The organism is Kitasatospora sp. NPDC048722, assembly GCF_040650235.1.
GTDB lineage: Bacteria > Actinomycetota > Actinomycetes > Streptomycetales > Streptomycetaceae > Kitasatospora.
This window is the reverse complement of the sequence record NZ_JBEZGX010000020.1, coordinates 54,243-77,486: the sequence shown is the minus strand read 5'-3', so window position 1 is coordinate 77,486 and position 23,244 is coordinate 54,243. Positions and strand designations below refer to the sequence as shown.

19 protein-coding genes and 2 pseudogenes are annotated in these 23,244 nt (G+C 65.9%); 1 reads left to right on the top strand and 20 read right to left on the bottom strand.

Translation table 11 applies throughout. From position 1 onward, the window contains the following. The 3 genes from AB0C76_RS17115 to AB0C76_RS17105 form a co-directional block, all read right to left on the bottom strand. A complete protein-coding gene (locus tag AB0C76_RS17115) occupies nt 1-153 on the bottom strand; it encodes a hypothetical protein (protein ID WP_359965297.1) in 153 nt (50 codons plus the stop codon). Nucleotides 154-318: 165 nt separating this feature from the next. Next, a complete protein-coding gene (locus tag AB0C76_RS17110) occupies nt 319-681 on the bottom strand; it encodes a transposase family protein (protein ID WP_359965415.1) in 363 nt (120 codons plus the stop codon). A gap of 274 nt (nt 682-955) precedes the next feature. Beyond that, complete coding sequence (locus tag AB0C76_RS17105) at nt 956-2,008, bottom strand: aspartate-semialdehyde dehydrogenase (protein ID WP_359965295.1); 1,053 nt, start codon at nt 2,006-2,008, stop codon at nt 956-958. A 233-nt stretch (nt 2,009-2,241) separates the two neighbouring features. Here AB0C76_RS17105 and AB0C76_RS17100 point away from each other — a divergent pair. Continuing rightward, a pseudogene (locus AB0C76_RS17100) lies at nt 2,242-2,962 on the top strand (transposase). A gap of 28 nt (nt 2,963-2,990) precedes the next feature. On the opposite strand, the gene AB0C76_RS17095 reads toward AB0C76_RS17100, so the two are convergent. The 17 genes and pseudogenes from AB0C76_RS17095 to AB0C76_RS17015 all read right to left on the bottom strand — a co-directional run bounded on the left by AB0C76_RS17095 (nt 2,991) and on the right by AB0C76_RS17015 (nt 22,966). After that, the gene (locus tag AB0C76_RS17095; protein WP_359965293.1) at nt 2,991-4,214 is read right to left on the bottom strand and encodes an ATP-grasp domain-containing protein; all 1,224 of its coding nucleotides are present in this window, start codon (nt 4,212-4,214) and stop codon (nt 2,991-2,993) included. Continuing rightward, nucleotides 4,211-4,768, bottom strand: coding sequence for a flavin reductase family protein (locus tag AB0C76_RS17090; RefSeq protein ID WP_359965291.1), 558 nt, complete (start codon nt 4,766-4,768; stop codon nt 4,211-4,213). The genes AB0C76_RS17095 and AB0C76_RS17090 overlap by 4 nt, the downstream gene beginning before the upstream one ends. Beyond that, nucleotides 4,719-5,993: a methylaspartate mutase gene (locus tag AB0C76_RS17085; RefSeq protein ID WP_359965290.1), complete on the bottom strand. Its 1,275-nt coding sequence runs from the start codon at nt 5,991-5,993 to the stop codon at nt 4,719-4,721. The genes AB0C76_RS17090 and AB0C76_RS17085 overlap by 50 nt, the downstream gene beginning before the upstream one ends. Nucleotide 5,994: 1 nt before the next feature. Then, complete coding sequence (locus tag AB0C76_RS17080; protein WP_359965289.1) at nt 5,995-6,495, bottom strand: cobalamin-dependent protein; 501 nt, start codon at nt 6,493-6,495, stop codon at nt 5,995-5,997. Nucleotides 6,496-6,630: 135 nt separating this feature from the next. After that, nucleotides 6,631-7,842: an MFS transporter gene (locus AB0C76_RS17075; RefSeq protein ID WP_359965287.1), complete on the bottom strand. Its 1,212-nt coding sequence runs from the start codon at nt 7,840-7,842 to the stop codon at nt 6,631-6,633. 52 nt (nt 7,843-7,894) lie between these two features. Next, nucleotides 7,895-9,136 carry an ATP-grasp domain-containing protein gene (locus tag AB0C76_RS17070; RefSeq protein ID WP_359965285.1) on the bottom strand — a complete coding sequence of 414 codons (1,242 nt, stop codon included), beginning with the start codon at nt 9,134-9,136 and terminating at the stop codon, nt 7,895-7,897. 48 nt (nt 9,137-9,184) lie between these two features. Further along, nucleotides 9,185-10,255, bottom strand: a complete 1,071-nt coding sequence (locus tag AB0C76_RS17065) for an LLM class flavin-dependent oxidoreductase (RefSeq protein ID WP_359965283.1) — start codon at nt 10,253-10,255, stop codon at nt 9,185-9,187. Nucleotides 10,256-10,266: 11 nt separating this feature from the next. Further along, complete coding sequence (locus AB0C76_RS17060) at nt 10,267-11,442, bottom strand: hypothetical protein (RefSeq protein WP_359965281.1); 1,176 nt, start codon at nt 11,440-11,442, stop codon at nt 10,267-10,269. Further along, nucleotides 11,432-12,652 (bottom strand): hypothetical protein, encoded by a 1,221-nt coding sequence (locus AB0C76_RS17055; RefSeq protein ID WP_359965279.1) that lies wholly within the window; start codon nt 12,650-12,652, stop codon nt 11,432-11,434. The genes AB0C76_RS17060 and AB0C76_RS17055 overlap by 11 nt, the downstream gene beginning before the upstream one ends. 13 nt (nt 12,653-12,665) lie before the next feature. Beyond that, nucleotides 12,666-14,051 carry a diaminobutyrate--2-oxoglutarate transaminase family protein gene (locus AB0C76_RS17050; protein WP_359965278.1) on the bottom strand — a complete coding sequence of 462 codons (1,386 nt, stop codon included), beginning with the start codon at nt 14,049-14,051 and terminating at the stop codon, nt 12,666-12,668. A gap of 130 nt (nt 14,052-14,181) precedes the next feature. Continuing rightward, nucleotides 14,182-15,468 carry an ATP-grasp domain-containing protein gene (locus tag AB0C76_RS17045; RefSeq protein WP_359965276.1) on the bottom strand — a complete coding sequence of 429 codons (1,287 nt, stop codon included), beginning with the start codon at nt 15,466-15,468 and terminating at the stop codon, nt 14,182-14,184. 116 nt (nt 15,469-15,584) lie between these two features. After that, nucleotides 15,585-15,710 (bottom strand): hypothetical protein, encoded by a 126-nt coding sequence (locus AB0C76_RS17040; RefSeq protein WP_359965274.1) that lies wholly within the window; start codon nt 15,708-15,710, stop codon nt 15,585-15,587. 175 nt (nt 15,711-15,885) lie between these two features. Next, nucleotides 15,886-16,158, bottom strand: a pseudogene (locus AB0C76_RS17035) (transposase); the annotation flags it as partial. Nucleotides 16,159-16,344: 186 nt separating this feature from the next. After that, nucleotides 16,345-16,503: a hypothetical protein gene (locus tag AB0C76_RS17030; RefSeq protein ID WP_359965272.1), complete on the bottom strand. Its 159-nt coding sequence runs from the start codon at nt 16,501-16,503 to the stop codon at nt 16,345-16,347. Nucleotides 16,504-17,118: 615 nt separating this feature from the next. Continuing rightward, the gene (locus AB0C76_RS17025) at nt 17,119-20,196 is read right to left on the bottom strand and encodes an HsdR family type I site-specific deoxyribonuclease (protein WP_359965270.1); all 3,078 of its coding nucleotides are present in this window, start codon (nt 20,194-20,196) and stop codon (nt 17,119-17,121) included. A gap of 3 nt (nt 20,197-20,199) precedes the next feature. Further along, the gene (locus AB0C76_RS17020) at nt 20,200-21,339 is read right to left on the bottom strand and encodes a hypothetical protein (RefSeq protein ID WP_359965268.1); all 1,140 of its coding nucleotides are present in this window, start codon (nt 21,337-21,339) and stop codon (nt 20,200-20,202) included. Between the two features lie 52 nt (nt 21,340-21,391). Continuing rightward, a complete protein-coding gene (locus tag AB0C76_RS17015) occupies nt 21,392-22,966 on the bottom strand; it encodes an N-6 DNA methylase (RefSeq protein ID WP_359965266.1) in 1,575 nt (524 codons plus the stop codon). Nucleotides 22,967-23,244 lie beyond the last annotated feature (278 nt).

Sequence of the window (23,244 nt, the reverse complement as noted above, 5' to 3'; positions counted from 1 at the left end):
TCATGGGGTGGAGGTTGCCGGCCCCTTGTTGTCCGCGAGGATCTGCTGCTCGGCTGACTGGCCGGTTGCGGCGGCCTGCACGGTCGCACAGAGCCCGAGCGCCAGGATGGCAGCCGCCATGATTCCAGTCAGCCTGATCAGCTTGGTGTGCATTCCGGTCCCCCTGTGAGCATTCTGGCGGATAAGGCGCCGTGCGGCATTGTATCCGTGTCTGTGTTCGACATCCGTGATGGTGTCGCAGGCCGATCCCGGAACGTTCCCGCCTGCATACCTTGGAGGGAACCTGGTTGAGGTTTCCACGGGATGCGGAGGGGCCGCTCACGAGTGTTGCGGTCCAGGAGGTACTCGGCGTGTTCGCGCCGAGTGTGCATCTCGTCGCTCGTGACGACCGTTCCGGCGAGGTCGGCGACGGTGCCGAGCAGCGGCCGGAAGCAGGTGATCTCGTTCGTCTTCTCGCCGACGTCCAGCTGGGCCAGGACCAGTCCGGTGGTGTGCTCCACGGCGGCGAGCAAGTGGATCAGGACGGACGCCGAGCTGTTCCAGCACGTGCGCCGGCGCATCGCTGCTCCACTCGTCGACCGCCGGCAGCGGGGTGGCCCCGGTCAGAACCGCGCACGCGGTGAGTGCGAGGACGACGGCCAGGGCGTGGCGTACCTCGCGGGGGTCACGCCGATCCGGCACCTCCGCCAGTCGCTCCAGCAGCCCCGGGACCTCCTCCAGCGTGGCTCGGAGACACTCGCGGAGCTGGTCAGGTGCAGGAGGGATCAGAGATGATGCGTCGGCCGGCACGGCCTTCCAGTCGGATCACGGGGCGTCGAGAACTCCATGATCTTGGAAGCCCGTGCCTGTTGCACTCCCGGCCCCCTCAACCTGACAGACCACCACGGACCGAACAGCACAGGACTACGCCGAAGCCCTGAGCCAGAGCCTGCTCGGTGTGGCGCTCCACGCCCTGCTACGCGTTGAGCAAGTTCGCCGCGACCAGCTCGGCTACTTGGACAGCGTTGAGGGCCGCACCCTTTCGCAGGTTGTCGTTGCTGATGAAGAGTATGAGGCCACGCCCCTCCTCGACGCTCTGATCCTGGCGAATCCTGCCCACGAAACTGGCGTCCTGGCCGCAGGCTTGGAGCGGGGTCGGAATGTCGGACAGCTGGACACCAGGGGCGTGCTCAAGCAACACGGATGCGCGTTCAGCGGAGATAGGACGGGCAAACTCCGCATGCACCGCAAGGGAATGGCCGGTGAAGACCGGGACCCGGACACAGGTCCCGGCGACACGCAGAGACGGCAGGCCAAGAATCTTCCTGCTCTCATTGCGCAGCTTCTGCTCCTCGTCAGTCTCGGCGGATCCGTCGGCCACGATCGAACCGGCCATCGGCACAGCGTTGAAGGCGATGGTTCTGGCGAATTTCACCGGAGGTGGGAAGTCCACCGCCGCCCCGTCGATCGCCAAGCCGGCCGCTCGGTCGATCACCCCCCTCACCTGAGACCTGAGCTCTTCCACTCCAGCGACCCCGCCGCCGGACACCGCTTGGTAGGTGCTCACAGTGAGCCGCACCAGACCAGCCTCGTTATGCAACGGCTTGATCACCGGCATCGCGGCCATCGTCGTGCAGTTGGGATTGGCTATGATGCCGCGTCGCGCCTCGGACACAGCTTCCGGGTTGACCTCACTGACCACCAGTGGCACATCGGGATCCATCCGAAACGCCGAGGAGTTGTCGATGACGACGGCTCCGGCCGCCGCGAACCGGGGTGCTAGTTGCAGTGCTGTTGCTCCTCCGGCGGAGAAGATGGCGATGTCCAGGCCGGATGGGTCTGCCGTTTCGGCGTGTTCCACGACGATGCTGTCGTCGCCCCATGGAAGCCGTAGACCCGCCGACTTCGCAGAGGCAAAGAAGCGCAGCTGTCCGATCGGGAAAGCACGCTGCCGAAGGATGCTGCGGATCACTACCCCGACTTGCCCGGTCGCGCCCACTACGCCGATTCGGAGACCTTGAGTGGTCATGACTGCCCTACTTTCTTGTCTTGGGTTCGAACTGGTCACTCGTAAGAACAGCGGGACCCGGGGGGCTCCGGGTATGGCTGTCATGGCGACGCCGTGAGATGGCTGGAAAGGCTTGGCCGCCCGGAGTCCCGCGACGACTCGACCGCCAATCGGGAGATGCGACTCGATCGCTGTGCAGGGCAACGTCGGCGAGGTCGTCTGCTGGGTTTTGAAAGCGAGACGAGCCGGCAGAGGTGGCCGTGCCCCAGTTATGGGCTGGAGTGGACCTCGGCAACGAACCCATCACTGCGTGGTGCTCAACTCGGACGGCGAACGGTTGCTGTCCCGCCGGGTCCTGAACGACGAGACCGTCCTGCTGGAACTGATCGGGGACGTCCTGGCCCTCGATACCGACGTGCTGTGGGCGGTCGACCTCAATCACGGCGGGGCCGCCCTGCTGATCGGGCTGCTGCTCAGCCACGACCAGCCGATGGTCTACATCACCGGCCCGACCGTGCGCCGCGCGTCGGCCTTCTACCGGGGCGAAGGCAAGAAGGACGCCGAGGACGCCTTCGTCATCGCGGATCAGGCCCGCATGCGCCGCGACCTGGGCCCGCTGGGTGCCGTGTTCCTCGCCGCGACCGGCGGCGACATGAACGCCTTCGGCAGCGCCGACCGGCTCGCAGGTTTCGCCGGCCTGGCTCCGGCTCCGCGGGGCTCCGGCCGTATCAGCGGCAACCTGCGCCGACCACGCCGCTTCACCGCGCACGGCTCAACGCCATGTACCTGTCGGCGCTCTCCAACCTCACGAGCTGCCCGGCCTCGACGGCGTACTACCAACGCAAACGCGCCGAGGGGAAGGGCCGCAAACAGGCGCTGCTGGCGCTTGCGCGTCGGCGGGTCAATGTCCTGCGGGTCGTGATTCGCGACGGAGCATGCCATCAAGCCGCACCGTCTGTCACAACTGCGGCTTGACGGCAGCATTGGGAAGCCTTTCAGCTGTTCAGGGTTCCACGTCGTTTACAGCGGTGTCGGTCTGCGTGGAATGCGGCGAAATGGTGGTAACGACCAGTGTCTGCTGGACGAACGTGATGGCGCTCTCGAGCTCGGGGGAAGACGGAGCGGCCAGCACGACCTCGCCCGTCCGATGACCCGAACTACGCACCGCCAGGACCGTGTCCCCGGGCTCGACCTCCACGCCCGCCTGGAGCACCGACGGGTGACTTCGCACTGCGTCCAGACCGCGGATGTCCTGCACTACACCCGGTTCCGAGATTGTGAAGATGCTGGCGGCATGCCGGAACGGGCCAACTGGCGGTTGGGGCAGCGGCATCCCCACCGCCATCCGGACCACCATCTCGTACCAGTCAATGCCGTACGTGGCACCGAGGAGATCCATCAGATAGTCGCCTGGAGTCCGGACCGCAACCTCGATGGGAACCGGCCCAGCGGCGGAGAGGCGAAACTCCATGTGCACCAAGCCGGTCCGCATCCCCAACGCGCGCAGCACCCGGGCACCGGTATCGGCTACCTGCCTGGCACTCGATTCCGGCAGGTGTACGCCGGTGCGATGACCCACCTCGACGAACTGGGGCGGCCCGGTGGTTTCCTTGGCGGTGACGTTGGCAAACCACACCTCGCCGTCGCGGACCAGTGCCTCCCAGCTGTACTCCGGGCCGTCGATCGCCTCCTCCACGATGACCCGCTCACCGGCGCGGGCCTGCGCCACGGCACGGAAGCTCTCGGCATCGGTCACCAGTTCCACACCGTCGCTGCCGGCGGAGGACAGCGGCTTGACGATCACCGGCCAGCGCTCGGCGGCCCAGGCCATCTCCTCGGCGAGGGAGTCGGTCACGGTGTACGCCGGCTGAGTGATCCCGGCCGCGGTGAACAGCGCTCTCTGCAGCGCCTTGTTCCGAGAAGCCGTCGCGGCGTGCAAGGACGGCCCGGGGAGACCGAACCGATCCTGGATCATGGCCGCGGCGATGACCTGGGGCTCGTTGAAGGCGATGACGCCGTCGAACGGGCCGTCTTGAAGGGCGAGGCAGGCACCCTCCATCCAGTGCTCGTCGAGCTCGCCCCGGGCCTGCGCCACACTCGCCGTACCCGTCACCTGATCGGCACGGGAGGCCGCCTCGACAGCATGGACGCTCACCCCGAGTCGACCTGCAGCGGCGACGTACGGCCGACCCATCTGGCCGACCCCGATAAGCATGAGCTTCTTCACAGGGCTCCCTCCAACACGGGCAGCGACGCGTCATGGTGAGATGACCAGGCGCTGTATTCGCCGCGGCGATACAACAGCGGGACGCGGGGGAAGACAGCGGTGCCTTCCACCCGGGCGATGAAGAGCCAATGGTCGTCAGCACGAGTGGTGCTGACGATCCGGCACTCGGCGTGGCCCAGGGCGATATCCGTCAGGAGCGGTGCCCCTGCCGCGAGGGCGGAGGGCTCCCAATCCACGTGTGCGAACTTGTCGGCTGCCTTGCTCGCGAACAGCTCCGATGCCGCCTGGCCTTCCACCGAGAGGAAGTTCACCGCGAACGCCTGCGAGGCGACGATCGCCGGCAGCGTCCGCGAGCCCGCACCCACCGAAATCAGTAGCGATGGCGTCGCTGCCGACACCGCGCACACCGCATTGCTGGTGAAACCGAACGGGGTGCTGTCCGCGCCCATCGCAGTCACGATTGCGACCGGGGAGGGGAAGGAACCGAAGAGTTCCCTGAAGCGGTCAGGACTTTCCATCATCGCCCTTCTCTCTGTTTGGCTGACCGTGGTCATAGCGATGGGCGACATGATTCAACATGCGGTAGAGCTCGCTCGATTCGAGCTGCCCCATCGCATTCTGCCGCACCGATCCCCGGAATGGTAGATTCCCAATGTCGCCCCACTTGAGAGCACCCTGATCGTCCAGCACGCACGTTGTCCTGTTCTGGTTGTCGGCGTGCAGGCAAAAGGGAATGTCGAGCAATCCCAACGCGAAGGCACGAGTTAGCGCCGCGCCAACATCGGCGTCCAGATTGAGGACTTCTTCAATCAAGCATCGGGCTTCTTCCATTATTTCATCGAAGTATTCCTTTTCCTGCGGGACGGCAGCTACCCGCGGCCCGCCGGCGGCAGCGGATGCCACTCGCAGCGCGTCCAGGTTCTCTGCCACGCTCGGTATTTGCCACGCCTCGGACACCGTTTTCACGATGAGGCGTTCACAGCTCGTGTCACGGGCTAGACGCGCGCTGCTGCGAATCAGCTCCGTGGCACCATCAGGAGTACTCGGAAACAGCCCCATGTAGGTGTAGAGGACGACATGCCACGTGACCGAAGGAAGATATTCCTGCGCCAATGCCCGCAGCACGCGCACAGCCGCTCTGTCCTGATCGTCGTGCGTCCCCTGGGCGTAGCTCAGCGACATGGACCGCACCCCGTGCTGTGCGAAGAACAGTCCTTCGAGCACCGTCATCGCGATCAGCAGCGACGGCGGGCACAACTGCCCCAGCAGGCAACCTCCGAAGCTCTCAATATGCCCGTGCTCCACCTCGCCGACGAGGTAGCGGCAACTCTCGGCCCACGCCGATACCGCATACTCGAGCGGGAGACGGCTGTACGGCATGCAGTAGGAGACCGGCCCGCCTTCCGTCGTGTCCAGGCCGGCCAGCACCAAGCTCTCGATCACCCGCAACGGCAGGGCAGTTCCGTGCCGGACTTGAATGGGAAACCCGGGCCCGTACAATCCGGCGAGCATTTCTCGGGTTTTTTCCATCGGGTGGGAGACGATGGGGTACCCGTTGAGCTCCTCCCCCGCCCTCAGCCGCTCGATTGAGCTCACATGGTCGCCGACGCGGGTATAACTGTCGACGGTGATGGTTCCGACGACCGGGAAATCGAGGTCATGTACGTCGCGCAGGCCCGCGCGCATCGTAGCGATATTGCCGAACCCCATCCGGGGCTGCACCACCAGGGTTTCGCGTCGGCGAGCGTCGGCAATGAACCGATCCATGTAGCCGGACATGCTATCGGGCCACGGACAGGCTGGCGACGCACCCGTCCCACGGTGCGACCACCGGAATGCTGGGCTGCCAGGCAGCGAACCCGTGACGGACGCCGAAAGCCAGGAATTCCCGGAAGTGATCGATGGCATTCTCACCCAGGAAGACGTCTGTGCAGCCCTGGGAGAGCAATTCCCGGCGCACCCGATCATTGTCTGACGGTGCAGTGGTGAGTTTGCCGCCCGCGACACAAGGAACGCTGATGCCGGCTCGCCTGAGCTCCGTCAGCACGACGCTGGTGCCGTAGTAGCCATGACCGTTGATGCTGGAAACCACAAGCAGATCCGGCTGAAAGTCGCTGACCTCCTTGACGACCAGATCCGCGGGCGTGCAGCCGCCTAGATTGCGAACCTCTCCGCCATTCTCAGCAATGAACTTCTCCAGATAGATGAGGTTCCAGAAATGGGAGTCGGATTCGACAGTGGTCAGCAGGCAGCGAAATACTCCGCCTTCCCCAATGCTCATGGTACGGGCTTCCTCCTATGTGGAAAGTGCGAAACTGAGCGAACATACCGTCAGCAACGAATAGAATGAGCCGACCCCGTCAAGCGCGACTGCGGAGATCCCGATTGATGGCTGCAGCCAGCGGCTGGACGTTGCCTAACTGTTCAATGCGCGTTGGAAGGAACGCATCGTCAGCGGGAACAGGACAGCGGCAACTCCACTCAGCGCGATCGCGGACACCGCGATAAGCGATTGCGGCCCGAGACTGGTGCCGAGGCCGGCCAGCAGCAGTCCACCGAGCGGTGCCGCCAGGAGATTGATCATGTAGAACGGCCCCATGACCTTGCCCAGGTGCTCCGGCGCGATCACCCTGATCCGCTGGGTGCGGTTGTAGACATTGAAGTAGGTCACCCCGACCATCGCCACGACAAGAGCCGGACCGTAGATCAGCAGCGACGGCGCGAAGCCGAGCACCACCAGACAGGCACACAGGACGGCGAGTCCGACCACCCCGATCACCCTGACGCTGAGGAGGCGCAGCAGGAACGGGATGGCCAGCAGGTTGACCAACCCGACCACGCCGATACAGACATTCAGGAGAGCAAATGCCGATTCCGGGCCGTCGAATACGTCGGTCACCAACGCCGCATTGGCGCTGAGCGCCGTGCCGAAGACCAGGTTGATCGAGAAGTTCAGACCGGCCAGCAGGACCAACGGCTTGCTCCTGGCCAGGAGTTTCCAGCCCAGGCCGAGCTCGGTCATGGTTTCCCTCGCGGTGCCGGGCTTTGCGGCCCTCGGTCCGCGGGGTATCGGCAGCCAGCAGCAGGCAGCGGCCATGAACACCGCTGCGGCGACGCCGAGGAGCATGGTCTTGTCGAAGAACATCACGCCCAGCAGCGCGAGCGCGGGGCCGACGGCCATCGCCGAAACCTCCATGCTCTGGACCAGCCCCTGCGTTTTCGGCAGGTCTTCGCCCGTGGCCACTTGTGGCACGACCTTCTCGATCGCCATCTGAACCGGCGCCATGAGCAGGGTGAGGAGCGCTCCGCAGGACATCAGGATCGGAGTTTGCCAGTCCGACAGCAGCAGGCAGCCGGCCAGGGCGAGGATGAGAACGACCGACCGGCCGGCGGTGACGACGGAGAACAGCCGGGGACCCCCGTCCCGGTCGGCTATCAACCCCGCGAACGGATATGCCAGCAACGCCGGAAGCCATTCGATGGCATAGGCGAGGCCCAGGAAGGAAACATCGTTCGTCTTCTGGAAGACGAGCAGGGGAACGGCGAAGGCCACGACCTGTTCTGCCACGGCGACCAGCAGGACCCCGGTCAGGAAGAGGGGCCGTTGCCGGTTGGCGCGCTTCGCCACTGGCGGAATCGGTGTGACGGTCTTTACTGGCGACGACATCTCTCTCCCCCCTTCACGCCGGAAGCGAACTGGTCTCAATACGGAAGTTTTCAATGATGTGCTGAATGTCCGCTTCGACTTGTGCTTCGTCCCCGACGAGGATGTACCGCCCGCTGTGGATGGCGTCATAACTGCCGTCCGGGTCCAGCACCTCCCCCGGGCTGGGCACCAGTTCGCGCCAGACCGTCGGGACCGAGGACCGCATCGAGGTCCGATGGAGCACCTTGGCAGGAAGCCGGTCAGGCTTGGGAATGATCAGCCAGCCACCGGACGGGTCCGACGTCTTGGCCGGGAGGGAAACGGGCTCCCCGCAGATCGCCTGCAGCCAGACCCAGCTCAAGTTGACGCCGAAGAGCCGGTTGATGAGATGCGGCACCTCGGCACCGCCGACACGCCCGGCGATCTCCAGGAAGACGATCTCCTCGTCCTGGGTCACGAAGAGTTCCAGGTGAATCGCCATCGACCTCATGTCGAGCGCGGCGACACAGACCCGGGCGAACTCTTCGACTCTTTCCCTCAGTGCCGATTCCTGCACGACCACGGAACCGAGTGGTTCTCCCGACGTCTCGAAAGCAAGGCAGTCGTTGATGTAGCGGGACACCACCTGGAAGGGTACCCGCGCCTCGTGGTCGGCGAATCCGTCCACGTGGTAGACGGTCCCGTCGATCAATTCTTCGATCTGGTAGTCGGTACTGTCGACGCTCGCCAGCCACGACCGGAGCGACGCTTCGTCCGCCACGCGGTGTACGCCCTTGCTGGCCGCCCCGGCGACTGGTTTGAGGATCAGGGGATAGCCGATGTCCCGAGCGATCCGTGTGGTCGTCTCCACATCCGCGCAAGGGGCGAACCGAGGCACCCGTACACCCGCGTCGGCGAGGAGCTGCTTCATGGTCAGCTTGTTTCGATAGGTACTGACCTCCGCCGGGCGCGGACCGGGTATCTCCAGTTCCTCGCGGACCTGGGCAGCCACGTCCAGCAGATACTCCGACAACGCCACCAGCTGATCGACGGGTCCGACGCGGTCGGCTATTCCCCGTACGGCGGCACACACCGCGGCGAGATCCGTCAGATCTTCGAGAATGACGAACTCCGCGATCTGCGAACGATCGGCAAGGACTCCGGTAGCCCCTTCTGCGTCGACCACGTAGCTGATCTGGTGCCGGTCATGGTCGAGATCCTCGAATCGCTCAAGTTCGTTGTCCCAGCGCCGTTCGTCGGAGAACCTGGGCCAGCGGTTGAGAACCACGATGTGCATGGGGATCCCTCTTTCAGTGAGTTGAGTTCAGCGGGCTTGAGCGAGCAGTCATGACTGCGGCTGCGCGTCACGCTCCAGCTCACGGATGAGGGGCACCACGTGGGTGAAGAAGGTCCTCATCTCCGGCCGGGTCGGCCAGCCGGAGAAGATGAACTCGCTGATACCGGCGAGCTTGTACTGGAAGAGGTAGTCGGCCACCTCTTGGTAGCTACCGACCAAGCACAGCGCCGGGCCTCCGCGATAGGGGACGGCGCCGGTGTAGATGTAGGGCGAGAGCCAATTTCCGGACGCCTGATCGGCGAGCCGGAAGGAGGACTTCACCGCTTCGGAGTCGACGTTCTTGACGAATTCGCGGATCCACGCCTCGTGTTCGACGTCTGGATCACCCATCAGCTCGGCGAGTTCGGCCAGCGCCTCCTCGCGGGTCTCCCGGGCGAGCACATGCATCCGGGTGCCGACCCGGCAGCCCCCCTCGATCAACGGCAGGCTTGCCTGCCGCATCCCTTCCGGGGTGTCGGCGTAACGCATCCAGCAATCGCCGTAGCTGAGGGCGGTCTGCTGCGCCACCTCCGAGGCACCGCTGATGTAGATCTCCGGACGCTTGCCGCCCTTGTAGCCGAGGTGCAGTTCCGCGTCCTTGATCGAGTAGTGGTGCCCGTCAAAGGTCTGCGGGACCTCGCCCTCCCAGAATTCCCGGAGGATGTGGAGGAACTCACCCGCCCTGGCGTACCGCTGGTCGTGGTCCAGGAAATCACCGTAGCCGGCCTGCTCGGCCACCGAGATCCCGGCGACCACGTTGAGGGAGAGGCGGTCGTCGGACATCCAGGAAAGGGTGTTGACGATCTGCGTGAAGAGCGTCGGCGAAAGGAGCCCCGGGCGGTACGCGAGCATGAACTTGACCCGCTCCGTCTGCTGGGTGAGGGCCGCGATGATCGGCACGGGATCCGGCAGGTAGTGCCCGATCCCGAACAGGAGGCTGTCAACGCCGAGTTCCTCGGCCTCTTTGACGAAGTCGGTGATTTCGCCCATGTCCAGGGCGCCCAGCTTGTACTTCTCCGTGGGCTTGGCCTGACCGCCCCCGTCCGTCGGTACGTCCCAATGCAAGCGCAGCGGTTCCACTGTTGTTCTCCTCACTCCGGAAGGTTTACGGGTCGGTGTCCGGCGGAACCGATGAGCAGCCCGCTGTTGGCCGAGCGGGCCTTCGGTGCGAGGCGCGCCGGATCTGTGGAACCGGGCTGCTGATACAGCCGGGCGTGTTCGCGCCGGACATGGGCGTCCACCTCGTCCAGTGGGACCAACCACCGCCGGGCGGTGCCGTCCGGTTCGACGACCGACATCAACCCGGTTCCGTGCACGGCCTCGGCCATGACCCCGGCGCCGGCCAGGGCTTCGGCCACACCACGCTGGTCACCTGTGAACGCCAGGACGGGCTCGGCGGAGGGCACTGCCACGGCGACGAGTCCCGTCTGCCGCATCAGCGTGGCAACCCGGTCGGGATCGACACCGGTTGCGAGCCGGAAGACCTGGGCCTTCCGGTCACCGACCACCGCGGTCGTGCCCGCCCCCGGACCCACGACGGTTCCTCGGTCGTCGCCCAGGGACCGGCACGCGATGGCAACGCCGTACCGCCTGGCCGCCGCCACCGACCCGCCGAACAGGACCTTGGCCCCGCTGTCCGACATCGCTTCGCACTGCGCATAGGACAGCTCCGGCATCAGCCGAGCCGCGGGTTCGGTGTAGGGGTCGGTGGTGTACACACCGGGGACATCGGAGTAGATCTCACACTCGGTGACGCCGAGTGCCCCGGCGATGGCGACCGCGGTGAGGTCCGAGCTGTTGCGGCCGAGCATGGTGATGCGGCCATCGGGCCGTACCGCCTGGCCACCGGCCAGCACGACGACCTGATGCTCGGTCAGCGCTTTGAGCACGGGCGCGGGGTCGATCGTGACGATCTTCGATCGGGTGGCGGTGTCATCACCGACAATGCCCAGCTGGTGCGCCCAGAGATCGATTGCCGTACTCCCCTGTGCGTGCAGGGCGGCCCGGAGCAGAGTGGCGCTCAGCATTTCGGCGGTGGCCAGCGCCTGGTCCTGCACCTCCGGCTTCAGGTCCGGATCGACCGCCAACGCCGCCTCGAGCAGACGTCCGGTGGAGCCGGACATCCCGCTCACTACGGCGATCACCCCGGTGTCGCCATCGCTGGTCATCTCGATCAGATGAGCAGCGACCCGGGCGTAGTCCGCCAGCTCCACGAAGGATGATCCACCGAACTTGACGACACGCAGGCGCTGGGGGTCACGCGGCATCGTTCACCATCCTCGACGACGAGTTCGCTGCCTGCGTGCCCTCGGACGTGCGCCTCTTCTCGCCGCCGAGCCCCCATTCGGTGGGCTTCTCCTGGCTCAGAATCGTGAACACCCGGCCGATGGCATCGCCCATCCCCCAGACGTCGGTGTACGCGGGCCACTTGGGGTGTCCGGCGTCGATGTCGTGCTGACGGGCGTATGCCGCGCGGACCCACTCCTTGGTCGAGGGCCGCCGGTGGTGGAAGTCATGCTGAGCGAGATCGCCGGGTACGACGAGGACTCGAGCCGGGATGTGGTAGCAGACGAGGCGGGCGCCCCATCGGAACCAGGCGCGGAACGCGGCGTACCGGCCAAGGCCCGACGGCGGCAGCGGATCACCGCAGAACCGTCCCCAGGAGTGCGACACGTGGAAGGCCCGGCCGCTCAGGCTGCCGTCCTTGGCCTTGAACCAGGCGTGCTCGCTGAGGAACTCCAACAGCGCGACGACGTGGTAGATCGGGACCATCGGGACGAGCACGGCGACGGTGAACTCCCACCACACCCCTTGCCAGGTCACCACGCCGAGAACGCTGGCCAGGTAGGCGAACCCCATGACTCGTCGGTACGGCGCACAGCGGACGAGGTTCTGGGCCAGCCGGGTGTACAGGAACTCGGCATGAAACCGCGGGGACACGATCATCAGGGCCAGCCGGCGCCTCAACGCCCGGGTGGACATCCCGGGCCGGAAACCGAGCATGAGCAGATGCTGGATGGTGGGATCGGCGAGGGTCGCGAAGGTTTCCTTGCGATGGTGGAGATTGACGTGGTCCTCGTAGTACTGATCCGCGTCGTCGGTGCATACGAGCGTGGACAGCACTTGGTGGATCAGTCGGTCCTGCCGTATCCGACCGGTGAAACGGGTGTGGATGGCGTGGTGCGCGATCACCGTCGAGCACACTCTCGCCGCGGACGCAGTGATGCACCAGGACAAGGGCAGCAGTATGAGCGTCCAGAGCGGACCCCGTGCGACGATCCACCAGGCACTGCCGATACCGGCCGCGAGTGCGACGAGGTCGCAGAGCAGGTAGGTGACAGGGTTCAGGCGAACCAGTGGCTGCTGGCCGGGGAGCGCTTTACCGGTGATCCACGTCCAGCCGTGTTGCGTCCACCGGGGGAAGCGCTGATAGGAAGCTCTGATCTCTTCCGAACGTACTGAGGATGTTGCCGTCATCGCGGATCCCTTCCTACTCGTGACTACCGTCTTGGCGGCCGACGTGGGCACCGAGCGCTTCGGCGCTCACTTCGGCGAAGGCCGCGCCCAGGATGTCCAGGGCCTCCTGGGCTTCACCGCGGCTGAGGTTCAGGGGCGGCAGGAACCGGGCGACACAGTCGTCCCGTCCTGCGAGCTCGAAGAGCAGCCCCCGGCGGAGCGCAGCCATCCGGACCCGGCCGGCGACTTCGCTCGCAGTCCAGCTGCCGACCGGGTTCAGCTCGACGCCGAGCATCAGCCCGCGCCCCCGGACCTCGCCGATCATGGGGCCGATGGCGTGGTTCAGCTGCAGCGCGTCCAGTCCCGCACGGAGGAACTCCCCGATCTCGAGCACATGCGCCAGCACCTCATCGCGCTCGACGATCCGCATGAAGGCGGCACCCGCAGCGAAGGCGAGCTGGTTGCCGCGGAAGGTTCCGGTGTGCGCGCCGGGCGCCCAGCCGTCCAGCCGCTCGTCGTAGATGATGACCGAGGCCGGGTGGCCGCCGCCCAGGGCCTTGGACGAGACGATGACGTCGGGTTCGATCCCGTACTGCTCGAAGGCGTACCACGTACCTGTCCGCCCGCAGCCGGTCTGCACTTCGTCGACCACCAGCGGGATGTTCCGCTCGCGCGTGATCCGGCGAAGCTCAGTGACGAACTCGGGCCGGGCCGGGACCACCCCGCCTTCGCCCTGAACCATCTCGAGCACCACAGCGGCCGGGAGGCGTACACCGCCGTTCGGATCAGCCAGCAGATTCTCCAGGTAGCGCACGCAGTTGACCTGGCAGCTGTCCGGGTTCAGAGCCAGCGGGCACTTGAAGCAGTACGAGTACGGGAAGAACGTCGTACCGGGCAGCAGATTGTGCAGGTGCTCCTTTGAGCCACGCAGCCCGGTGATCGCAAGCGTGCTCTGCGTGCTGCCGTGAAAGCCGCCGTGGAACGAGATCACATCCGCCCGGCCGGTCGCGGTCTTGCAGAGCTTCAGCGCAGCATCGATTCCGTCCGCACCGGTCGGCCCGCAGAAGTGAATCTTCATTCGGTCCCGCATCGCCTCGGGCAGCATCCCGAGGAGCCGGGTGGAGAACTCCGACTTCGCTTCGGTGGGGAAGTCGAGCATGTGGGAAGCGACATTCAGCTGAGCCTGTGCGGCGGCGATCAGTTCGGGATTGCTGTGGCCGAGCGCAAGCACGCCGGCCCCGGACAGAAAGTCGAGAAACCGGTTTCCGTCGACGTCGTGCAAATAGGAACCCTGTCCGCCGGCGACCGCGATCGGCGTGTGTCGCGGATAGGTACGGGCCGAGGACTCATCCCGCTCCTGCTGCTCCAGCAACCGCCGCGAAGCGGGCCCCGGGAGACTGGTGACAACGGACGCACTCACGACGAATTCCTTTCGCCCCGTTCAGGAGCCTGCTTTGACTGCTTGGTGCCCTGGTCGAGAGGGGCGACGAATGCGAAGTGGAGCGCGTCGCGCGCGATCTCGATGAGCCGTTCAGCTCTGCTTTCCGCTATCACGGTTCAACGCTGAAGAGGTTCTCGCTGTGTGCCGCCGCCAGCTCCGCCACCCGCGCCTGGAATTCTTGGGAGTCACCAGGACCGCGCCCGTGCTCGAAGCACTCGATGAGGCCCTCGCGCCCCAGGTAGTCGGTCGGCGGGCGGGAGTGGTCACCGGGCTTCGCCGTCACATAGAGCGCGCGCTCGACCGGATCGAACCCATGCGGCCGGTGTACACCGGTGATCGTGCCGCCGGCGGCCTTGAGGAAGCTGATCGCCGCGATCCCTTGTGGCGTGCCGGGGATCGGCGGCAGCTCTTCGATCGTCCGGCGGTACGCCGCGATGTGCAGGTCGTACGGGCTGAAGCCGTAGACCCGATCGATAAGGTCCATGATGCCGTCGCCGCCAGGACGGGCCCCGACCTCGACCACGCTCAACTCGTCCCCGTTGACCAGGATCTCGACGTGGGCGATGCCGCGGTCGATGTGGAGCGCCTCGCATGCCTTGAGCGCGAGCTCGCGCAGTGCAGCGTTGCCGGTCTCCCGGCTCGGCACCAGCTGGCCGGTCTCGGCAAAGTAGGGGAGTGCGCTCTTGTTCTTGTCGGTGACGGCCAGCACCGCGCGGCTGCCCTCGTAGTTGATGACCTCGACAGAGACCTCGTGCGTCGAGACGAAGAACTCCTCCACCTGGAAGCGTCCGTCAGTGAGATCGAAGGTCCCGGCGACCTCCATGAGCGAGGAACGGCAGTGCTCATAGGCGTCGTCGAGTTCGTCAGCCGCGTTGACCCTGATGATCCCGACGCTCCCGGCGAAGTCCCTCGGCTTCAGCACCAGGGGGAACTCCAGCTCCGCGGCTATTGCTCGCAGCTCCTCAGCGGTGGAGAACAACCGGTGCCGGGCGCAGGGAACACCGGCTTCTTCGAACGCCACCTTCATCGTGTGCTTGTCCCGCGAGAGCCGGAGCGCTTCGTCGGAGAGCGCCGGCAACCCGTAGTGGTGGGCAATCGCCACCGAGGTTTGCAGGGTCATCTCGTAGATGGGGACCACCGCGTCCGGTTTCAGGCCGGTCTGCCGCTCGAATTCCTCCACTGCCTTCAGCGCGGGCTTGGCTTGGTAGCAATTGGCCGGGAGGATGTGGTCGAAATACCGGTTCGCACCGGAAACGGGATCCTCCGTCATACCAATCACCGGGCCGGGATAGGCACGCAGGGCGGAGACGATGGCTCGCTCACGCAACATCAGATCGGCACCGAGCAGCAGAAGGTACCGGTCCCCGTTAGCGTGGGCACGCTGCAAACTGAACATGGACTTCCTTAGCGCGTCGTCACCATGACGTGGCGAGGGTCTCAGTGGTGGTTCCCGAAACGTTCCCCCTCCGGTACTCAGGGCTTCGGCGTAGTCGCGCGACGTCCGTTTTGTGATCACGCGAGGCCGAGGAGGACGAGGGGCCGGGTGGCGTCGCGGGCGTTGCTGCGGAGGGCGGCGGCGATGTTGGTGACGCCGGCGAGTTTCAGGGTGCCGATGGCCAGATTGCGCCAGGACGCCATCGCGCGCGGTGCGTTGCCGGTCCGCAGCTGGGAGGCGTCCTCGGCGAAGGTGGTGTCCCTGACGTGGTGCAGGGCTTCGATGTGCCAGTGGCCGCGGATCAGCTTCGCGAGGTGGACCGCGGTGGCCTGTTCGGCGGTCAGGCTCGTGACGGCGTGGACGGTCTTGGGAGGAGTCTCACGTGGTGATTTTGGCGAGCTTCTTGTAGCAGGTCAGCGCGGCCGCGAGTGCGAGGAAGGCCAGGAAGTGTCCGCCCTGCTGTTCGTAGCGGACGGTCAGACGGCGGTAGCCGAACAGCCAGGCGATCGAGCGCTCGACCTTCCAACGGTGCCTGCCCAGGCGCTCCTTGGACTCCACGCCCGGCCGCGCGACGCGTGGCACGATGCCGCGTTCGCGAAGCCAGGTCAGGTGTTCGGCGGAGTAATAGGCTTTGTCGGCGAGGACTTTGTCCGGGCGGCGCCGACGCGGGCCGCGGCGCTAGCGAATGGCCGGCAGCGCGAGGACCAGCGACTGGAGGGCCTGGCTGTCGTGCACGTTCGCCCCGGAGGCGGCGACCGCCAGGGGGCAGGCCCCGGGCGTCGCAGGCCACGTGGATTTCGCTGCCGGCCTTGCCCCGGTCGACCGGGTTGGGACCGGTCAGCGAGCCCCTACTTCGGCGCGGACCGCGGCGGCGTCGATGATCACCGCACTCCGGTCCGCGCCGCCGCGGGCGCCGAGTTCGTCCAGCACCGCCCGGTGCAGGCGCCGCCACAGCCCGTCCTTGGTCCAGGCGGCGGTCTCTAGTGGTTGTCGCAACGCTCCTGTTCGGGGAGTGCGATGGACTTCGGGATTCGGGTGGACCGACGGCCGCAGGGCCGGGTGAAGCTGGTGCGGGAGCGGGAGGCATACTCGCGGCTCGTGCAGCAGGGCGTGAGCAACACACCGAGGCGTGCCGGATCGTGGGCGTGGACCGCAGGACCAGCGCGCCTCCCGCTATGTCCTGCTGGTCCACCGGTCTGCACGCTCGCTGCACGTCTGTCCACCGGTTGTCCACCGGCGGCGATCATGCTGCTCCTCAAGGGTCGCTTCTCACCCGCATGCCGATCTTGAAAACCACGAAGGCCCAGGTCAGACGATGTCTGACCTGGGCCTTCCGTGGAGCCGCCTGCGGGATTCGAACCCGCGACCTACGCATTACGAGCCCTGCGGTGATCATGTTGGCTGGTGCCAGCATCGATCACTTAGCGATGAACCCGCAGGTCAGAGCACGGTCACGTGATCCACGGTCCTGCTTGGACTGGCGCGTGCCGTTCTGTCCGCTCACGCATCGCTCACGCAGGGGCGAGTCTTGCCGGAAGCATGGACACCAGGGTCCGAGCAGCGCGACGAGGCCCGGCAACCGCCACAGGTTGCCGGGCCTCCGTGCATTCGTCAGTCAACGAGGTAATGGGCTTCGATGTAGGCGACGGTGGAGTCATAGGGCTCCCCCACCGGCTTCAACATGTACCGGCGGAAGACCGCGGCGGTGGCGCGGCGGGCGCCTCGGTTGCGAGCGTCGGCGTTGTCCCATGACTGGGCGAGGGTGCGGGTGACCACCTGGTCGATCTCCTCGGCCAGGTTCCTCTCCGTCACTGTGATTCCGGACGGTGCGTGGTCGTGGATGATCCGCGACAGGACACCCACATGGTCGTCGTCCAGCACAACGACGGCTTCGTCGGGGTGCTTCGCCGCGTCCACGACGGCGCGGGCAACTCTGAGTGCTTCGGACAGGAACTCCAGGGCGTCCTGGGCATTCTGGATGATCCGGTCTCGCAGCAGCCTTATCCGCTCCGCGAGGGCGGTGTACTTCGCGGACCCCGGTTCGACGCCCTTGTCGAGGGCGGCCTTGATGTGGTCCAGGATCTCCGCCGCGGACGGCGGCTTCTTGTCTTCGCCGTCGCCCTTGTCGGGCTTGGGGCGGAGGAGGGCCAGCAACTCCTTGAGGATGGCGATGCCCTGGGTGTCCAGGACGAGTGGTTCCTCCTGGGAAGCGACCACGGCGAAGGAGTGAACGTGGGCATTGATGATCTCCAAGACCATCGGCCCCAGCTCGCCCAGCCGTTCCTTCCTCTCCTCATCGGAGGACTTCTTGAACAGGGTCGTGTACACGGACCCGAACAGCCCGAAGCCGTCTCGGTACTTGGCGACCCGCTTGTCGGTGCTGATGAGCGGGTACAGGCGGGCCAGGAACCGGTAGTCGTTGGTGAACACCTCGGCGGCGCCAGGGTTGGCGTCCAGGAAGACGTTGATGGCTCGCACGGACTCGTATCCGTGAACCGTGAGATCCAGGCCGTCCACGTCCACGAGAAGGTCTTCGATGCGGGCGAAGGTCTTGCGGAACTCGTCGACCAGCTCGGACACGTCAATGACGAACCCGCCACCCTTGCCGGCCCCCGCCGAGGTGGGGTCGACGACGGCCCGCTGGACCTCTTCGGCCAGGCCGATGTAGTCCACGACCACACCGGAGGTCTTCACGAACCCGCTCGGGGACACCCAGGTGCGGTTCGGGCGGGTAATCGTCTGGAACAAGCTGTGGGCCTTCAGCGGCTTGTCCAGGTAGAGGACGCCCTCGTTAGGGGCGTCGAACCCAGTCATCAGCTTCGCGGTCACCACCAGGAAGCACAGCGGGTCGTCCGGGGCGAGGAACCGCCGCTTCTGCTCTTCCTCCTCGGTCTCCGAGAGCTGGAACGGCCGCATGGCGGGGTCTTCGTTCTTGGCGTCCGAGACGGAGATGTTCACCTCGGCGGTGATCCGGTCATGCTTCCCGACCTCGGCAAGCACCTGTGACGCCTCGAAGCCGACCAGCAGCTCGTTGATCTTGTCCGTGTAGGCCACGGCCAGCTCACGGTTGAAGGCGACGACCTGGGCCTTGAGGCCGTTGCGGTAGGCGCCGGCCAAGTAGTGGTCCACGATGTCCTGGCAGACCGTGTGGATACGGTCGGGGTTGGCAAACACCGAGGTGAGGCGCCCGAACTTGCGGGAGAGGGCCTCGCGGTCGGGGTCGTCGAGGTCGAAGTCGTCGGCGAACTGGTCGAACTCGGCCTGCAGCGCCTGGTCGTTTATCTCGAAGGTGACCGGGTGTGGGTCCAGCATGACCGGGACGGTCGCCTCGTCCCGCAGGGATCGGGACACCGAGTACCGGTGCAGCACCCTGCCCGGGTCGGTCTCATCGCCGAAGAGGGCGAAGGTATCGGTGGCGAGGTTCCTGACGGGGGTGCCGGTCATGCCGAAGAACTTCGCGTGCGGCAGCGCTGCGCGCATCTGCCCGGCCAGGGACTTCTCCCTGGCGGACTGGGTGCGGTGTGCCTCGTCAACCAGCACGATGATGTTGCCGCGGGTCGACAGGTTCTTGCCGGCGTCGGCGAACTTGTGGACGGTCGTGGAGATGACGCCGCGCACATCGTCGGCCAGCAGAGAACGCAACTCCTGGCTGGTGGCGGGCTGGTGGAAGTAGGCGTTCCCCATCGCGGAGGTGAACACCCCGGAGGTCTGCCGGACGAGCTGGGTCCGGTCCGAGAGCAGGATGATCGTGGGCGACTCGGTGCGGGTGTCGGTCAGCAGCAGCGAGGCTGCGAACACCATCAGCAGCGTCTTCCCGGACCCCTGGTGATGCCAGATCAGGCCCTTCGACCCGCCCTCCAGGATCCGCTCGTGGATCAGGTGCGCAGCCTCCATCTGCGGGTAGCGGGGCAGGTACTTCTTGTCCGCCCCACCTCCGGAGGTGTCGAAGAGGGCGAAGTTCGCGAGCATGTCCAGGATCGTGGCCGGGTTCATCAGCAGCTCGACGGAGCGCTGCACGTCGGCCTGGCCGGACAGGTTCTCGTCGTCGGCGGTGGACCGGAACGGCTGCCACAGGTTCGTGGGCGCGCCGGCGGCACCGAACCGCAGCTTCAGCCCGTCGGAGGCGACGGCGAAGACGTTGGGGGTGAAGAACCACGGGTACTCGGTGGCGTACACGTCGTTGATCTCGCGGGCAGCATCGGCCCACCCGGAATTCGCAGTTGGGGACTTCACCTCGACCACGACCAGAGGCAGCCCGTTGACCCAGTACACGAGGTCGAACCGGCGGGAGGTCTTGCCGGGGACAGCGATGGTCACCTCGTCCGACACGACCAGCGTGTTGGCGGTCGGGTGCTCGAAGTCGATGACCTTCAGGGCATGCCACACGCCGTCGGCGTCCCGGAACTCCTTACGTCCGCGCAGCAGGCGTAACACTTGCTCGTTGGCCCGCACCAGCCCGCCTTCGACGGCGTTGACCGTGGCGACGATCTCCTCGACCACCGCGTCCACGTCGAACCCGTCGATCACCCCAGGGTTGAGCCGGACGATGGCGTCCCGCAGCTGACCGGCGACTACCGTTTGTGTCGTCTCACGCGGCAGCGACCTGCCCGCTGTGAAGCCCCAGCCCATTGGGAGGGACCACTGGATCATCAGGTTCTGGAACTCACGCTCTCGAATGCCCTTCGCCACGGCTCAGACCTCCAACTCGGCAGACTCGATGTCGATGGTGCGATCCAACAACCCCGACAGCAGGCCCGCCCGGACTTCACGGAGACGGGCGGCCTCCGCACGGGTCGCCTCCAACGCAGACCCCATCGCGTCAAGTTCCACCGCCATCTCGCGTTGGCGGTCGAGCGACGGTAGGCGCACGGCCATGCCCTTCGCCCGCTTGGCGCTGATGTGCTTGATGTTGGTGCCACCCGCAACGTCGAGGAAGGCCCTGGACTCGTAGGCCCACATGCTCCAGTGGAAGACGAACTCAGGGATGCAGACCCCTTCCAGCGCCCGGAGACGGAGCAGGGTCATCTGGGTGCAGACGGGCGCTGGCAGCTCGTCTCGCCACATGGCGGGCATCCCGACCGCATTCGCGCTTGCGCTGCCCTCGGACACCACGACGTCACCGTAGCGGAGGCCAAACTTCTCACGCTCCGCCGGGTCGTAGTTCATCTCAAGCACATCGGACAGGTCGAGCGTCCCGTAGCCGACGTTCGCGGAACGGAGGTAGGGCGTCATGTACGGGCCGGTCGCCCTGTCGGGTGTCCGGCGCACCCCGGTGGAGAAGTCGAAGGCGTGCTCGGCCCTCACGACTTCAACCGAGTCGTCGGTGATGAGGTCGGCTCGTCGGCGACGCAGAACCGCTGTCAGCGCCCCCGCTTCGGCGTCGAGTGCGGTGATCTGGTCGTCGACCGCGCAGATCACCTCGACGATCCGCTCCTGCACCGGCAGCGGCGGGAGTGGGATGTGGTGTGCGAGGAACTGGCTTTCCTTCCACCTGTTCCGGCTTGCAGTCGTGCCAGTCGAGACGGCCTCCACGTAGGCCCAGACCGGCCTCTGCTGGAAGTAGAAGTTCAGGTACTCGGCCGAGAGCCGTTCGGTATCCGTGTCGAACAGCGGGAACTCGTTGGAGACGAAGGCGCCAGCGAACTCAGGAAGTACCAGCCCGAACGACCCCTTGCCTGCGAAGAGCCGGTTGTAGATGAACTGCCCGGGCGCAACCCTGTAGACGGTCGTGGCCTTGGACGTCTCGCGCGTGACAGTTTCTCGATGGAATGCCCCCTCGCCGTACCAGCGCACGCCAAGAAGCCGATACTCGACACAGCTCTCGATCTTCACGGCATCCCGACGCTGGGTGACTAGTTCGGTCAGCGCGACATGCGGCCAGGCACTACTCATCGAAGCCCTCGATCCCGGCTGCGGCGAGGATGGCGAGCATGCGCTGCTCGGTCTTCTGGCGCTCTGCTCGGGCGATGTTGTAGGTGTCGATGAGGGTGCCGAGGTCTTCCTGCTCGGCGGCGACCTGCTTGATGTAACGGCCGATGTTGAGGTCGTACTCGTTCGCCACGATCTCCATGGTGGGGACGAATCGCGCCGCGAGTCCTCCTTCTCCGTCGGGGTCCACCGGGTTGCCGTCGGCGTCGAGTTTCGAGTGGTAGGCGGTCACGACGTCGGCGATGTCGGCGTCAGTGAGGATGTTGCGATTCTTGGCCTTGGTAAACCGCTTGGAGGCGTCGATGAACAACACGCCGCCCCGCCGCTCCGGGGCCTTGGTGCCGTGTGCACGGAACACCAGGATCGCCGTGGGGATGCTGGTGTTGTAGAAGAGGTTGGCAGGCAGGCCAATGACCGCTTCGAGCAGGTCGTCGTCCAGGACACGCTGACGGATGGCTGCTTCCTGGCCGCCGCGGAAGAGGACACCGTGCGGCAAGACGACGCCGGCGCGCCCCTTCATCGGGCCCATGCTGGCGATCATGTGCTGCACGAACGCCCAGTCCGCCGACGACTGCGGGGCGACCCCGCCGAGGGCGCGCGGGTCATTGGTCCAGGGCTTCCACTTCAGGCTGTAGGGCGGGTTAGCGACGATCACATCGAACTGCGCGACGGACCCGTCCGGCTTCTTGAAGCGCGGGTCCTTCAGGGTGTCGCCGACCTCGACCTGGAACTGGGTGAGATTGTGCATGAAGAGGTTCATGCGTGCCACACCCGCAGTGTCCGCTACGGCCTCCTGCCCATACAGGCTGAGCGTGTAGCCCCGCCCGCCGTGGGCCTTCAGGAGGTTCGCGGAGGCGATGAGCATGCCGCCCGACCCACACGTCGGGTCGTACACCGACTCGAAGCCCTTGGGGTCCAGGATCTCGATGATCAGCTCGACGACCTCGCGCGGAGTGAAGAACTGGCCGGCGCGGGTGCCGGACCCATCGGAGAACCGCTTCAGCAGGTACTCGTACGCCCCACCGAGCACGTCGTGGGACATGTTGCCCTCATGCATCTTCGGGGTGCGGTCCATCGCCTGCATCACCGCCGCCAACACCTCCCCCGACAGCACCTCTTCGGAGGTCCAGGTCATGGCCCCGAACAGGCGGGAGAACTTGTCAGGGTTAGCCGTCTCGATGGCCTGCAGGGATGCCCGGACCCTCTGGCCGAGACCGGGCTGGGTGATGGTGGCGAGGATGGACGTCCAGGAGGCGCGACGCTCCTGGACGGTGCCAGGGTGGATGAACGGGATCTCGAACGACTGGTAGTCGCGGTACTCGATCTCGCGAGCTTCCTCGGCGGAGAGGTCGTCCAGGCCCTCGTTGTCGGCCAGGAACTCCTGGTGGTGGTGCTCCCAGGTGTCCGACAGGTACTTCCAGAACATCAGCGGGAAGACGACCGAGGAGTACTGCGCTTCGGGCATCGCCACGCGCAGCTCGTCGGCGGCGTCCCACAACCGGTTCTCGATCTCCTGCTGGGTCACTGCCATCAGTCGGGGGGTGTCCTTGCTCGTCAAGAGGGTGGCGACCCGAAGGCCGTGGTATTCCTGCTGGTCACCCAATGGGCGTGCTCGACATGTACACGCCGGGCGTGTCCTGCTGGGTGAACCCACGCGGGGCGTCGTATCCCTTACGGGCGACTCGCCAACGATATCCCTCCCCTAGGACAAACAAACGGCGCGGCCAACAGTGGCCAGACGTCCCCCGCTTGTTGGTCTTCTTCCCGATCCAGCACACTGCCCGCCTGAGCCACGCCGTCGAACTCCTC

What these genes read in the sequence shown, in the direction of transcription:
- AB0C76_RS17085 (WP_359965290.1), bottom strand. Translation starts at nt 5,993, where the DNA reads ATGTCCGGCTACATGGATCGGTTCATTGCCGACGCTCGCCGACGCGAA.
- AB0C76_RS17090 (WP_359965291.1), bottom strand. Translation starts at nt 4,768, where the DNA reads ATGACCACGGTCAGCCAAACAGAGAGAAGGGCGATGATGGAAAGTCCT.
- AB0C76_RS17040 (WP_359965274.1), bottom strand. Translation starts at nt 15,710, where the DNA reads ATGGCGTCCTGGCGCAATCTGGCCATCGGCACCCTGAAACTCGCCGGC.
- AB0C76_RS17080 (WP_359965289.1), bottom strand. Translation starts at nt 6,495, where the DNA reads ATGAGCATTGGGGAAGGCGGAGTATTTCGCTGCCTGCTGACCACTGTC.
- AB0C76_RS17105 (WP_359965295.1), bottom strand. Translation starts at nt 2,008, where the DNA reads ATGACCACTCAAGGTCTCCGAATCGGCGTAGTGGGCGCGACCGGGCAA.
- AB0C76_RS17060 (WP_359965281.1), bottom strand. Translation starts at nt 11,442, where the DNA reads ATGCCGCGTGACCCCCAGCGCCTGCGTGTCGTCAAGTTCGGTGGATCA.
- AB0C76_RS17015 (WP_359965266.1), bottom strand. Translation starts at nt 22,966, where the DNA reads ATGGCAGTGACCCAGCAGGAGATCGAGAACCGGTTGTGGGACGCCGCC.
- AB0C76_RS17045 (WP_359965276.1), bottom strand. Translation starts at nt 15,468, where the DNA reads ATGTTCAGTTTGCAGCGTGCCCACGCTAACGGGGACCGGTACCTTCTG.
- AB0C76_RS17055 (WP_359965279.1), bottom strand. Translation starts at nt 12,652, where the DNA reads ATGACGGCAACATCCTCAGTACGTTCGGAAGAGATCAGAGCTTCCTAT.
- AB0C76_RS17070 (WP_359965285.1), bottom strand. Translation starts at nt 9,136, where the DNA reads ATGCACATCGTGGTTCTCAACCGCTGGCCCAGGTTCTCCGACGAACGG.
- AB0C76_RS17115 (WP_359965297.1), bottom strand. Translation starts at nt 153, where the DNA reads ATGCACACCAAGCTGATCAGGCTGACTGGAATCATGGCGGCTGCCATC.